17 protein-coding genes are annotated in these 11,762 nt (G+C 33.9%); 11 read left to right on the top strand and 6 right to left on the bottom strand.

Going from position 1 to position 11,762, the window contains the following annotated elements; all coding sequences use genetic code 11:
• Positions 1-11 precede the first annotated feature (11 nt).
• Genes DWY01_RS02910 through DWY01_RS02900 form a run of 3 tightly spaced genes read left to right on the top strand, consistent with a single transcriptional unit; the run spans position 12 to position 2,176 of the window.
• The gene (locus DWY01_RS02910; protein ID WP_117992915.1) at positions 12-830 is read left to right on the top strand and encodes a PTS mannose/fructose/sorbose transporter subunit IIC; all 819 of its coding nucleotides are present in this window, start codon (positions 12-14) and stop codon (positions 828-830) included.
• A 23-nt stretch (positions 831-853) separates the two neighbouring features.
• Positions 854-1,771 carry a PTS system mannose/fructose/sorbose family transporter subunit IID gene (locus DWY01_RS02905; protein WP_117992912.1) on the top strand — a complete coding sequence of 306 codons (918 nt, stop codon included), beginning with the start codon at positions 854-856 and terminating at the stop codon, positions 1,769-1,771.
• An 18-nt stretch (positions 1,772-1,789) separates the two neighbouring features.
• Positions 1,790-2,176, top strand: coding sequence for a DUF956 family protein (locus DWY01_RS02900; RefSeq protein WP_117992910.1), 387 nt, complete (start codon positions 1,790-1,792; stop codon positions 2,174-2,176).
• Positions 2,177-2,325: 149 nt separating this feature from the next.
• Here the strand turns inward: DWY01_RS02900 and DWY01_RS02895 are convergent, their stop codons facing one another.
• Positions 2,326-3,177, bottom strand: coding sequence for an HAD-IIB family hydrolase (locus tag DWY01_RS02895; RefSeq protein WP_117992907.1), 852 nt, complete (start codon positions 3,175-3,177; stop codon positions 2,326-2,328).
• A 136-nt stretch (positions 3,178-3,313) separates the two neighbouring features.
• Here DWY01_RS02895 and DWY01_RS02890 point away from each other — a divergent pair, with 136 nt between their 5' ends.
• A complete protein-coding gene (locus DWY01_RS02890; protein WP_117992905.1) occupies positions 3,314-4,474 on the top strand; it encodes a cation diffusion facilitator family transporter in 1,161 nt (386 codons plus the stop codon).
• A gap of 11 nt (positions 4,475-4,485) precedes the next feature.
• Here DWY01_RS02890 and DWY01_RS02885 read toward each other — a convergent pair whose 3' ends face one another.
• Complete coding sequence (locus DWY01_RS02885) at positions 4,486-5,244, bottom strand: DeoR/GlpR family DNA-binding transcription regulator (RefSeq protein ID WP_117992902.1); 759 nt, start codon at positions 5,242-5,244, stop codon at positions 4,486-4,488.
• Positions 5,245-5,247: 3 nt separating this feature from the next.
• Positions 5,248-6,015, bottom strand: a complete 768-nt coding sequence (locus tag DWY01_RS02880) for a DeoR/GlpR family DNA-binding transcription regulator (RefSeq protein WP_117992899.1) — start codon at positions 6,013-6,015, stop codon at positions 5,248-5,250.
• A gap of 157 nt (positions 6,016-6,172) precedes the next feature.
• Between DWY01_RS02880 and DWY01_RS02875 the strand changes: the two genes are divergently transcribed.
• Together DWY01_RS02875 and DWY01_RS02870 are read left to right on the top strand one after the other, a co-directional pair.
• Complete coding sequence (locus DWY01_RS02875) at positions 6,173-6,430, top strand: hypothetical protein (protein WP_117992896.1); 258 nt, start codon at positions 6,173-6,175, stop codon at positions 6,428-6,430.
• Between the two features lie 113 nt (positions 6,431-6,543).
• On the top strand, positions 6,544-6,828 hold the full coding sequence (locus DWY01_RS02870) for a hypothetical protein (protein ID WP_117992894.1): 285 nt from the start codon (positions 6,544-6,546) through the stop codon (positions 6,826-6,828).
• 7 nt (positions 6,829-6,835) lie between these two features.
• Here DWY01_RS02870 and DWY01_RS02865 read toward each other — a convergent pair whose 3' ends face one another.
• The 3 genes from DWY01_RS02865 to DWY01_RS02855 are packed head-to-tail and all read right to left on the bottom strand — an operon-like array spanning position 6,836 to position 8,789.
• On the bottom strand, positions 6,836-7,609 hold the full coding sequence (locus tag DWY01_RS02865; protein ID WP_199519848.1) for a polyphenol oxidase family protein: 774 nt from the start codon (positions 7,607-7,609) through the stop codon (positions 6,836-6,838).
• Complete coding sequence (locus tag DWY01_RS02860) at positions 7,590-8,090, bottom strand: flavin reductase (protein ID WP_117992891.1); 501 nt, start codon at positions 8,088-8,090, stop codon at positions 7,590-7,592. The genes DWY01_RS02865 and DWY01_RS02860 overlap by 20 nt, the downstream gene beginning before the upstream one ends.
• 12 nt (positions 8,091-8,102) lie before the next feature.
• Positions 8,103-8,789, bottom strand: coding sequence for a DUF975 family protein (locus DWY01_RS02855; RefSeq protein ID WP_117992889.1), 687 nt, complete (start codon positions 8,787-8,789; stop codon positions 8,103-8,105).
• 503 nt (positions 8,790-9,292) lie between these two features.
• Between DWY01_RS02855 and DWY01_RS11485 the strand changes: the two genes are divergently transcribed.
• The 5 genes from DWY01_RS11485 to grpE all read left to right on the top strand — a co-directional run bounded on the left by DWY01_RS11485 (position 9,293) and on the right by grpE (position 11,749).
• Entirely contained in the window at positions 9,293-9,436 is a 144-nt protein-coding gene (locus DWY01_RS11485) for a hypothetical protein (protein ID WP_158553642.1), read from the top strand.
• A gap of 51 nt (positions 9,437-9,487) precedes the next feature.
• Positions 9,488-9,649: an Rpn family recombination-promoting nuclease/putative transposase gene (locus DWY01_RS02845; protein WP_117992887.1), complete on the top strand. Its 162-nt coding sequence runs from the start codon at positions 9,488-9,490 to the stop codon at positions 9,647-9,649.
• Positions 9,650-9,767: 118 nt separating this feature from the next.
• On the top strand, positions 9,768-10,028 hold the full coding sequence (locus tag DWY01_RS02840; RefSeq protein WP_147332151.1) for a hypothetical protein: 261 nt from the start codon (positions 9,768-9,770) through the stop codon (positions 10,026-10,028).
• 124 nt (positions 10,029-10,152) lie between these two features.
• Positions 10,153-11,205, top strand: coding sequence for a heat-inducible transcriptional repressor HrcA (gene hrcA, locus DWY01_RS02835; protein WP_117992882.1), 1,053 nt, complete (start codon positions 10,153-10,155; stop codon positions 11,203-11,205).
• The gene (gene grpE / locus DWY01_RS02830) at positions 11,183-11,749 is read left to right on the top strand and encodes a nucleotide exchange factor GrpE (protein WP_243001949.1); all 567 of its coding nucleotides are present in this window, start codon (positions 11,183-11,185) and stop codon (positions 11,747-11,749) included. Before hrcA ends, grpE begins: the two co-directional genes overlap by 23 nt.
• Positions 11,750-11,762 lie beyond the last annotated feature (13 nt).

The raw sequence follows: 11,762 nt of genomic DNA, 5'->3' as shown, positions 1-11,762 counted from the left end.
GGGAGATTATTATGTCAGCGATTAGCATTATTTTAGTTATAATTGTTGCCTTCTTAGCCGGTATGGAAGGAATTCTTGACCAATTTGAATTCCACCAACCATTAGTAGCATGTACATTAATTGGTTTGGTTACTGGTCACTTAAAAGAAGGTGTTATGTTAGGTGGTTCTTTGCAGTTGATGGCTTTAGGTTGGGCAAACATTGGTGCAGCTGTTGCACCCGATGCTGCACTAGCTTCAGTTGCTTCTGCAATTATCATGGTTTTAGGTTTAAATGGTGGAACAACAGATACTACAACTGCTATTTCTACAGCAATTGCCGTAGCTATTCCATTATCAGTAGCTGGTTTATTCTTAACTATGATTTGCCGTACAATTGCAATTCCAATTGTTCACTTCATGGATGCTGCTGCTGAAAAAGGTGATTTTGGAGCAATTGAACGTTGGCAAATTGTAGGTATTTGTTTACAAGGTGTTCGTATTGCGATTCCTGCTGCTGCATTATGTTTCGTACCTAGTTCAGTTGTAACAAGTGTATTAAATGCAATGCCTGCTTGGTTATCAGGTGGTATGACAGTTGGTGGAGGAATGGTTGCCGCTGTTGGTTATGCAATGGTTATCAACATGATGGCTACAAAGGAAACTTGGCCATTCTTCGCTTTAGGTTTCGTATTTGCTTGTGTAAGTGAATTCACACTAATTGCTTTAGGTGTTATTGGTGTTGTTATCGCAATCGTTTATTTAGGTTTGAAAGATGCTGCTAAAAATAATGGTGGAGGATCAAATACTGGTTCTGGTGATCCATTAGGCGATATCTTGAATGACTACTAGGATTTTGAGGGAGGTAAATGAAAATGGCTGAAAAAATTACATTAACTAAACAAGATCGTAAAAAAGTTTGGTGGCGTCATCAATTCCTTCAGGGTTCTTGGAACTATGAACGTATGCAAAATGGTGGATGGTGCTATTCAATCATTCCTGCGATCAAGAAATTATATTCTAACAAGGAAGATCAAATTGCTGCTTTAAAACGTCACATGGAGTTCTATAACACTCACCCTTATGTGTCAAGTCCAGTAATGGGTGTTACACTTGCTTTGGAAGAAGAAAAAGCAAATGGTGAAAACGTAGATGATACTGCAATCCAAGGCGTTAAAGTTGGTATGATGGGTCCTTTAGCTGGTGTTGGTGACCCAGTATTCTGGTTCACAATGCGTCCAATTTTAGGAGCATTAGGTGCTTCTTTGGCATTAAGTGGAAACATTTTAGGACCAATCTTATTCTTCGTATTATGGAACGTAATTCGTTTAGCATTCATGTGGTATACACAAGAATTTGGTTACAATGTAGGTACCAAAATTGCTAAAGATATGTCAGGTGGACTTCTTGGAAAAATCACTCAAGGTGCAAGTATTTTAGGTATGTTTATCATCGGTTCCTTGGTTCAACGTTGGGTAAGTATTTCATTTACTCCAGTTGTATCAAGTGTTACTCAATCTGAAGGTGCATATATTGATTGGTCACAAATTCAAGGAAACGCTGACGGAATTAAGAGTGCATTAGAACAATATTCTTCATTAGGAGCTACTGGTTTAAATCAAATCAAAGTTACAACTTTACAACAAAACTTAGATTCATTGATTCCAGGACTTGCAGCTTTATTATTAACTTTATTATGCTGCAAATTATTGAAGAAAAAAGTTTCTCCAATCACAATTATCATCGCATTATTCGTAGTTGGTATTGTTGGTCGTGTAATTGGAATTATGTAATAGCTTAAGGAGGTACATATGGCACAATCATTAAATTCAAAAGTAGATTTAACAATTAAGGCAACATCTTTTGCAGGATTAAGTGCAAATGGAAATGTCATGGTTGGAAATAAAGCGTTTGAATTCTATAATGAAAGAAATGTTGAAGATTGTATTCAAATTCCATGGGATACAATTGATCGAGTAGAAGCAAGTGTCTTATTTAATAAAAGTATTTCTCGATTTGTGATTTTCATAAATGAGAAAACATACTTTACTTTCTCTACAAAAGACAACAAAAAAACACTGCGTGCTATAAGAGAGTATGTACCTGCAGATCGAATGCTTCGATCATTAAGCTTTTGGGATGTGTTTAAACGAGGTTTAATGTATATTCCAAATAAATTACTACATTCTAATAACTAAGTATTGTTAACCCAATCCACATTATGTTGATTGGGTTTTCTTTCTTTTAAATTGGTGTACACTAATTTTAAAGAATACAGGAGAAAAATAATATGACGTGTGACTTTTTCACAGAAAAAGTCTTTCTTAATGAAAAAGGATGTGGATTTCTAGAATTCCACATCCTTGTTGTTTAATATATGATCAAATATATAATGCCCAACACCCCCATCAAGACAATCATAGTCTGTGATATCATCGGCCAATGCCTTTGTGTTTGGATTGCCATCTTTTAGGCAGACTCCCCATCCACTTGTGAGTAGTAAAGAATTATCGTTTTCATTATCACCAAACGCAATTGTATTTCCTAAGTGAATCTGATTCCATTCGCAATACATTTCTAAACCTCTACCTTTAGAGAAACCACTATACATTAATTCGATAGTGCCTGGGAATGTTTCAATAGTTTGGTATTTCCCTTTATATTGTTCTTCTACTTGATCACGGATAAGTTGCGTTGTTTCTGGGTCTGTCCTAAATAAGAACTTATATACAGGTTTTTCACAGAAACTATCAATATCGCCTGTTTTATCGATGAGTGGAATATTCCTGCGTTTTGACATATCCAATAAATCTTCACTGATATTCATAACATTGCGAAGCTGATTTCCTTCTACATTTACAGATACTTTCTTTTCTTCAATGATGGGCATTAAGAAAGTTAGAATTTCTTTCATTTCTTCGATACTTAACATGTCCATTGTGTACATTTTATCAAGATTGCGATCATACAACATACCGCCATTTAGACCGATAATAAAATCAAATTCAAAGCCTAGTTTCCAAAATATTCCTTTAGTCTTTTCCATTTCAGTGATTTCTCTACCTGTCGCAAGACCAATTTTTACATTTTTATTATGGAGTTCTTTTAAAGCTTGTATTGTGATTTCAGGTAAGGGACTACTTTTGGCGCTGAGTGTCATATCTACATCGGCAGCCAAGATGTCAATTTTCTTAATCATAATATGTTCCTCCGTTATTTAAAATGTATCTGATTTTAATGAAAGGTGCAACTGTAAAGTTAAATTATACTACCTGTTTCGCTTTGTATTTTATCTTTGTGTGAGATATACTTTAAAAACGTGAAGGTGATTTATAATGGATTTTTTAGTACGTAGATTTATAAAAAATTATCAAGATACAAAGGATGCAAATGTCAGAACGAGTGTTGGGAAACTATCTGGAATTGTTGGTATATTGAATAACTTGTTTTTATTTGTAATTAAATTTGTGATTGGTACAATTGTTCACTCAGTATCTATTCAAGCGGATGGCGTCAATAACTTGACAGATGCTGGCTCAAATATTATTTCAATCTTATCGTTCCATCTCTCAAATAAACCAGCAGATAAAGATCATCCTTTCGGACATGAAAGAACGGAAACAATCGCATCTCTATTTGTAGGAATATTGATTTTGGTTTTAGGCTTTGAAACCGCAAAAGAAAGTATTTCTAAAGTGATTCATCCTGGAAGTATTGATTTCAGATTGGCATCGGTCATTATTCTTTTGGTTTCTATCATAGTTAAATTCTGGATGTATACATATAATAAGAAACTTTCTAAAACATATGATTCAAGTCTATTAGAAGCAACGGCATTGGACTCAATTAGTGATGTATGTGGAACAACAGCCGTTCTAGTATCGACATTGTTGTCTCCAGTTCTTCACTTCAATCTAGATGGATATATGGGTATTGTAGTTTCAGGAATTATCCTTTATGGAGCTTATGGTTTATTAAGAGATATGATTAATTCTTTAATTGGAGAAGCCCCAGATCCTGAACTTGTACATAATATTGTAGATATGATCATGGCCCATCCAGCAATTTTAGGTGTACATGATATGATGCTGCATAATTATGGTCCAAATAAGATTTTTGCGAGTGCCCACGTAGAAGTGGATTCTTCAAAAGATATTTTTGAAACGCATGATCATATTGATAATATTGAACGTGAAGTCAAGGAGAATATGAATATTGATTTAGTATTACATATGGATCCAGTAAAGGTAAATGATCCGGAAACTGAATTGTATCGTGCAAAAGTGGTGGAAGCCATTCATCAAATTGATCCAAAATGGGGATTTCATGACTTTAGAATTGTGTCTGGTCCTACACATGTGAATTTGGTGTTTGATTTGGTCATTCCATTTGAAGAAAAGTATACGCAGGAAGAAATTGAAGCAATGCTTCTAAAGCATATTCAATCGGATAAAAAGATTTATTTAGTACTCACAATTGATCATCCATACGCATAAGGCAGAAGTATTTAAACTTCTGCCTCAATTATTTCTGGGATAACTTGGATTTGAGATTTTTCTTCTTTAGTTAATGCGTTTGAAATAAATACATCCACTTCTTTGAATTTACTATACGTGTATTCAGCCGGTGCATTAAATTTATTTTCATCAGATACTACTATAATTTGTTCGCTTTGTTGAAGAATATGTCGTTTCAATTCATATTCATTTTCATAGGTAGTAAATCCATCGTTGTCTTTGATTCCTTTGGTTCCTAAAATCGCAACATCAATATGAATATAGTCTATAGTTTCACTAGCAAGGCTTCCATAAGATCGGTAAGCATTGTTTGAAATGTTTCCACCAATTAAAATGACATGCATATCAAGTCTTGCGCATTTATAGGCTACAAAGATGGAGTTTGTCACAATCGTAATATTTTGGATAGATTGAAGAAAAGGAATGCCTGCTTGACATGTACTACCGGCATCTAAATAGACAACCATTCCTTCTTTGATAAAGGTGCAGGCTTGTTTCATAATTTGTTTCTTTTCCTCAATATATTCTTGATTTCTTAGTGAAATGGGCATTTCATCAGGCTCTTCTAAGAGCAGGACATAGCCATGCTCTTTTTTAATGATTTTAGAATCTTCGAGTTCAATAATATCTTTACGAATGGTTTCACTTGAAGTTTGAAAGCAATCAGCTAAATCAGATATCTTGATTTTTGGGTGTTCTTGTAGCAGTTGACGAATTTTGAATTGTCTTTCATCTTTCTTTTTTGACATAAACTACACCTGTGTGACTTTCTTGACCGTTTTTACAACATCATATTGTTCTGGTGTTAAATGGTTTGTGATGAATTCATCAAACTCATTAAATTTACAAAAGGCATAAGGCGCAATATCTGCTTTATTATTGACTTTACTTGCATCACTGATCATGATTTTTTTTGCGGATTGATTCATAACGTGACGTTTAAAACCAAGTTCATCGGCAGAAATGGTGGTAAATCCATGACTCTTTTCAGTGAAAGCATCTGTTCCCATGATGGCTAAATCAATGTTTAAATGGTCAATGATTTCGGTTGCGAAATGTCCATAGGTTCTTTTCCCTATATTAAATAATAAACCGCCAGCCATAATGATATTTAAATTCATGTTGGCACATTCATAAGCGACAAGTATAGAATTGGTGACAATAGTGATGTCGCTTTTGTTTCGTAAGGCGCTTATGGCAGTTAAAATCGTGCTTCCCGAATCTAAATATATGGTCATGCCATTTTCAATTCGGTTAAATGCTTCTAGAGCCACAATTTTTTTCATTTCTTTATTTTTTTGTGCTTTTAATTCGACAAATGTTTCGACAGAAGAACTTTGAATCTTGGCGTAGCCATGTTCTCGAACTAATATTTTTCTTTCTTGTAGTTCATCTAAATCTTTACGTAGTGTTTCTGGAGTAACAGAAAGTAATTTAGCGAGTTCTGCGACTTTTATTTTTTCTTTTTCTTCAATAATTTTACGAATTTGAAGTTGTCTTTCTTCTTTCTTTTTTGACATATTTTCACCTTTTTCCTTTTGAATCCAATTAAATTATAGATGAATTTATTTGAAAACAGAATAAAAAAGTGGGAATACAAATAATTTGAAAGTTGGTAATGAATTCAATATTGTTTTTGCACATAATGAGATTGTCTAAAGAAAGTGTGTGATTGATATGGTAGTTCGATTAAATCCGGTTGATTTTGCGAAGGCAATGATGAAAAAGAAGGAACAATTGATTCCCACGCCGATTGTTTTAGATAATGGCATTGCTGGCATTGTGTATGGATATTATGAAGGTGAGGATTTTTATTATTTGGATCGACTTGATGTCGATGTTTATAAAAAAGAAGAATTAAGAAAAATGAATGTAATGGAATTGAGACAAGAAATAGCGTTAAAGATTAAAATTTTTGTAGCCAACTCAAATTGAAACAAAATCTTTTGAATCGTAAATAAAAAATTGGAAAGCTAAATGTTTAAACTAGACTATTGAGAAGAATCTATAATTCATACATAATGCAAGTGTCAAAGGGGGTGTAAGAAATGTGTACTGTCGTCCATCTTGAACCAGAAGATTTCGCAAGAGAATTAGTTCATAATCAAAAAAATGTTTATGCCAGAACGTATGTCCTCGATTGTGGACTTGCCGTGGTCGTCTATATGTGTCAAGATTCACATTTCCTATACTACTTGGACAGGCCGGATTGTTCGAAGGAAAAAAAGGATATGCTGAAATCTATGGATTTCTATGAACTGCATGCCGAAATCTATCGCAAGGTCAATTTAGATAATCGTCTTCGAGAAAGACAAAAGAACCCAAGCTGCTAACTTGGGTTTATTTAATGTATCCAAAAGTAAAGTGTTCGCCTGTTTGTTTATCATTACGATAACTGAAACAAATGTCGAGCTCTTTTTTTGTGTCATATTTACTTGGATGAATGTTTTTATCTGGAATACCTAAATCTTTACACATCGCAATATTAATACCTTGATTATCAATATAAGCTTTTTCATTTGGCATATAACGAATGAATGGCGTTGTGTCTATACTGATTTGTTTCATTTGTTCAACAACTTCCATGCCTACTTCTAAAGAATCATATTGGATGCTTGGAGAAAAATACACGTGACATGATTCGGGGTGAATTAACTCTTTCTCAATTAATTCGTTCAAGCATTTTTTTGTGATTTCTAGGGTTGTACCTTTCCATCCAGAATGAATCGCACAAATACATGGTGTTGTTTCATCGACGACTAGAATGCCTAAACAGTCGGCTGTAAATACACCGATTAGAATATTTGGCTCTGTCGTATATACGGCATCTACATTCATAATGCTCGTATCTTTATCGTAAGCACCCTTACCTTTATCACCTGCTGTAACATGAGCCATGTTGTTTGTGTGTTTTTGCCAAGGAAGTGCCCAGTTATCTAGGGGCATATTTAATTCTTCGGCCAATCTTTTGCGATTGCTCATAACAGCTTCTGAATCGATACATACATGTAGTGCGGTATTGTTCTTTTCAGGAAGTGCAATATCTTTTAGTGTAGTAGCACCGAATATGTGTTCGTTATTGATATAAATAATTTTATTTGTTCGCATAGACATCCGTAATTTCTCCTATATATACATAATGTAAATCATCAAGTGGGTAATTCTTTTTGTAGATTTCAGGCAATAAGAAATGTTCTTTTTCTAATTTTCCAACATAGATTTTTTTACAGATAAAGACTTCTTTAGCTTCTTTAAATGTAGGATTTCCATCTACCATTTCAACGTGGAAGTTCACGTTCGAAACCTTATCCTCGTCCTTACCTGATTTTGTACCTAAGTAAGATAATTCGTTATGTTTATCATTAAAGAAGGATAGGGTAAATGTATCACTCTCATCAACGAATTCTTTTGTGTATCTTTGTGGTCGAATAAAGATAATCGCAACATCTTTATTCCATAAATGACCAAGAGTTCCCCATGATGCGGTCATAGTGTTTGTTTTACCATTTTTTGTAGCACTGATTAGTAGCCAGTCTTTTCCAATCTTATCAAAAGGATTGAAACTTAGACTATGAATATCAACTTTTTTAAACATATATAATTCCTCCTATACTTGTTGTTTTAAAATCAAATATACTTCAGCTCTTGTAGCTTCTGGATATGGTTGCAGAAATAGAATGCCAATTCCGCAACAAATTAAACCTAGAATGATCCATCCTAGAAAAGATAAATCTAAGACAAATAAATCCATCTTTTGTCCAGTAGTCATTTGTTTAGACAAAGAGAAGGCTTGGGAAGCAGAAAGGTTTGGGTTTTCTGCCAATAAATATGGAATCATAGAATATTCATAAGCTTTAATAATTCCAGGTACTATAAATAGAAATAGCCATAGTAGTATTTTTAAATTCATTAAAAACATGATTTTTACAACATTTAAATAGTTACCTTTAAAGCCTTTAAATATTTCATTAAGTTCTGGATTTTCATCATGATTCTTAAGAAAATATCCTTTGTTTCCAACCACGATGACATTACCAATAAATATTGTATAGAGTATTCCTAGAATACTTGCGATTGAAATGAATGAATAAAATATATATTGGAAATTAGATGAATAAAATATAGGTGAAGTATCGTAAGATATGTTGGTTGACGCAAAGTTCTGCACTCTTTCAATGATCGTTGTTTTTTCACCAGTTAGCAATCCTGCAAGTAGCGTAACTACAAACATTTTCCAATAGTTTCTTTTCATGATTATTTTAGCTTGTTCTTTAACTTGTTGTCGATTCCACATAGTGGTCACCTTCTTTCCTGTATTTAAATTTTATCACATAAGAAAATGAATAATGTAGAAAAGATGGATGATTGTACAGTTCGTATTGAAAAAGAGAGTTACAAAGATTTATATGTATTGATGCGTTTTGTGATTAAAGTATGTAATGCATTCGCATAGTAAAGAAAGCCATTCTAGTGTTGGCATCTAGAATGGCTTCTTTTTTGTTTATTATTATTTTTAGGAAAGAGATATGAATATTGGTTTATTTTCTATATTCATTTGTCTTATCTTTAAGACATCTATAGAATACCATTCCATGTTGTCATAAATTTAGTATAACTTTGGTAAATATTGTGAAATCAGAAATAATTATGTGAAATTATCAAAATTTAGAAAATCCTTCTTTTTATTCGTATTAGAGAGAGGGAAGGAGGAGTTATCTTGAATTCGATTGATATGGAGTCTAAGAAGTTTTTAGAATAACCCAAAAACTTTGTCTACTTTTATTTGATGGTCAACAAGTGTTAAAGTCTGAATATCTTAAGGATGAAAGCAGTGAACTTGTCATGAATGTTTCTAGTAAGCATGTGGATATCATCAAGCGGTATGACGATGGTACATATTTGGATTTGTTCGTGATTGAAAGCCAAAGCTATGTCGATTAGTCCAGGGTCGCAAGAGTTATAATTCGTCAAAACTTTAAAAAGCATGTACCCATGCATACAAGACTCCCGATGATTTTAACAGTCGTCCTATATGTGGGTGAATCCAAGTGGAATGTTGCTAAAAGATTGAGTGAACTAGAAATCATTCATCTTGGGTTTGAAGATATGTTCAATGAGTTTAAACTGAATATGATTGAGCTAAACACAAATTGAAACTAAAATACAGGTGAAAAGGCAACGCAGGACTTTTTTGATCTATTGCGTATGATCTATAGAAGGCAGATTTCTAGATTGAAAGTTTAATCGTGATGCATTGTATTTTGCGTATGTAGTGACTAAGAACAAAGAGTTATTGAATATTTATCAGAAAAGTGAAAAGAGTGATGTAAAAGTGTGCAGAGCATTAGATGAAATGTTTGAAGAATCGACAAACAGAGGAATCCAGTTAGGTATCAAACAAGGTATTGAACTAAATCGATTAGAAGTATACCAAACTATGTTAGATAAAGGATTTAGTGTTAAAGCTATCGCATCGATTTTTTCAGTGAGTGAAGAATTAATTGAAAAGCTATTGGTGAAAGATAAGCAATAGGGGTACGGATGTTCGTGTCCTTATTTTTTTATTTGAAATTTAGCACTCAACTGTTGACGGTGCTAAAAATTGTGATATACTAATAGCAGACAAGGAAAATGAGTGCTAGAAGGAGGTCTTCACAATGGAAATCACACAACGTCAAAAGATAATCTTTAAAACGATAGTTGAGGAGTTTACTCGTTGTGCAGAACCAGTTGGTTCGAAGACTTTGATGGAGCTTCTAGATTTCCCGGTTTCATCAGCAACTATTCGTAATGAGATGGCAACGCTTGAAAAACTCGGGTTATTAGAGAAAACCCATACTTCGAGTGGTCGTATTCCAAGTCAAAAAGGCTATAGGTACTATGTTGAACATCTTATGGAAGCGGATTTGGATTCTTCTACAAAGAATGCTTTGCAGCAAGTCTTTAGTGAAAGACATTATTCGTTAGAAGAGGTTGTTCAAAAAAGCTGTGATATTTTGTCACATATGACAAATTTGACCAGTGTTGTTCTAGGACCTGATAGCAGGCATCAGACTTTACAACATGTACAGTTGATTCCTATCAATAATCAAAGTGCGGTTGCGATTATTGTGACTGATCAAGGGCATACAGAAAATAAGGTATTCCAGTTTGGCACAGATGTTTCTATGCAAGATATTCAAAATTGTACAGATTTGTTGAATGACCAGTTAGTGGGAACGCCGATTGAAGATGTCGTTGATAAGATGAAAGAAATTGAACCGATGATGGCGGCTAAGCTTGTTCGACATGAAGTTTTGTTTGAAGCGTTCGTTTCAGCCTTTATGCGATTTGCGACAGAAAAAGTTGCGGTTTCTGGACGAAGCAATATGTTGTATCAACCAGAATTTAGTGATATCAACAAATTAAAACAAATGATGCGTATATTAGAAAATGGAAATTTATTCCATCAATGGACGGATCAAGAAGGAAATGTTGCAATCCAGATTGGTGAAAGAAACGAGTTGTTACAAATTGGAGATTGTTCGGTATTAACGACAAAATTCCATTATAACAGCGATGAGGAAGGACAATTAATGGTTGTTGGTCCAAATCGAATGCAATATTCCAAGGTCGTGGCCTTGATGGATTATATGTCAAATGTCATCGAAGACGTCTTTGGAACAGACAAAAATGAAGGAGGTGCCAATGATGAGCAAAGAAGAAAATAAAGAAGTAAAAGAAGAAGTAAAAGAAGAAGTTGCTGAAGAAGTAACTGAAGAAACAACTGAAGATGTAGTTGAAGAAAAAAAAGAACCAAGTTCAGATGAAATCATTGAAGGCTTGAAGGCAGAACTTGATAAGGCAAAAAATGATGTAGCACGTGCTTATGCAGATACAGAAAACATGAAGAAACGTCTACAGAAAGATGCAGATGCAACAAGAAAATATCGCTTCCAACAGCCAGCAACGGAAATCTTGCCAATTCTTGATTCAATGGAAATGGCTTTGAAAGTACAAACCGAGGATGAAACAATTAAGAATTATGTCAAAGGTTTTGAGATGATTCATAAGCAATTGAAAGGTGTGCTGGAAAAAGAAGGCGTACAGGAAATAGATGCAACGGATAAACCATTTGACCACAACACGATGCAGGCTTTAATGCAAGAGAAAAAAGAAGGTGTTGAAAGTGGAATGGTTATTGAAGTATTACAGAAAGGATATATGTTGAAGGATCGTATTTTACGACCAGCATTAGTAAAAGTTAGCGAATAGGGAGGTAATTATC

Origin of the sequence: Eubacterium sp. AF22-8LB, from assembly GCF_003458715.1 — a bacterium.
In the GTDB taxonomy this organism is placed as follows: Bacteria; Bacillota_I; Bacilli_A; order Erysipelotrichales; family Erysipelotrichaceae; genus Holdemanella.
Note: the sequence above shows the minus strand (reverse complement) of the source record. Positions and strands in the feature narration are given on the sequence as shown.

What these genes read in the sequence shown, in the direction of transcription:
- DWY01_RS02910 (WP_117992915.1), top strand. Translation starts at nt 12, where the DNA reads ATGTCAGCGATTAGCATTATTTTAGTTATAATTGTTGCCTTCTTAGCC.
- DWY01_RS02905 (WP_117992912.1), top strand. Translation starts at nt 854, where the DNA reads ATGGCTGAAAAAATTACATTAACTAAACAAGATCGTAAAAAAGTTTGG.
- DWY01_RS02900 (WP_117992910.1), top strand. Translation starts at nt 1,790, where the DNA reads ATGGCACAATCATTAAATTCAAAAGTAGATTTAACAATTAAGGCAACA.
- DWY01_RS02895 (WP_117992907.1), bottom strand. Translation starts at nt 3,177, where the DNA reads ATGATTAAGAAAATTGACATCTTGGCTGCCGATGTAGATATGACACTC.
- DWY01_RS02890 (WP_117992905.1), top strand. Translation starts at nt 3,314, where the DNA reads ATGGATTTTTTAGTACGTAGATTTATAAAAAATTATCAAGATACAAAG.
- DWY01_RS02885 (WP_117992902.1), bottom strand. Translation starts at nt 5,244, where the DNA reads ATGTCAAAAAAGAAAGATGAAAGACAATTCAAAATTCGTCAACTGCTA.
- DWY01_RS02880 (WP_117992899.1), bottom strand. Translation starts at nt 6,015, where the DNA reads ATGTCAAAAAAGAAAGAAGAAAGACAACTTCAAATTCGTAAAATTATT.
- DWY01_RS02875 (WP_117992896.1), top strand. Translation starts at nt 6,173, where the DNA reads ATGGTAGTTCGATTAAATCCGGTTGATTTTGCGAAGGCAATGATGAAA.
- DWY01_RS02870 (WP_117992894.1), top strand. Translation starts at nt 6,544, where the DNA reads ATGTGTACTGTCGTCCATCTTGAACCAGAAGATTTCGCAAGAGAATTA.
- DWY01_RS02865 (WP_199519848.1), bottom strand. Translation starts at nt 7,609, where the DNA reads ATGTCTATGCGAACAAATAAAATTATTTATATCAATAACGAACACATA.
- DWY01_RS02860 (WP_117992891.1), bottom strand. Translation starts at nt 8,090, where the DNA reads ATGTTTAAAAAAGTTGATATTCATAGTCTAAGTTTCAATCCTTTTGAT.
- DWY01_RS02855 (WP_117992889.1), bottom strand. Translation starts at nt 8,789, where the DNA reads ATGTGGAATCGACAACAAGTTAAAGAACAAGCTAAAATAATCATGAAA.
- DWY01_RS02845 (WP_117992887.1), top strand. Translation starts at nt 9,488, where the DNA reads ATGCATACAAGACTCCCGATGATTTTAACAGTCGTCCTATATGTGGGT.
- hrcA (WP_117992882.1), top strand. Translation starts at nt 10,153, where the DNA reads ATGGAAATCACACAACGTCAAAAGATAATCTTTAAAACGATAGTTGAG.
- grpE (WP_243001949.1), top strand. Translation starts at nt 11,183, where the DNA reads ATGATGAGCAAAGAAGAAAATAAAGAAGTAAAAGAAGAAGTAAAAGAA.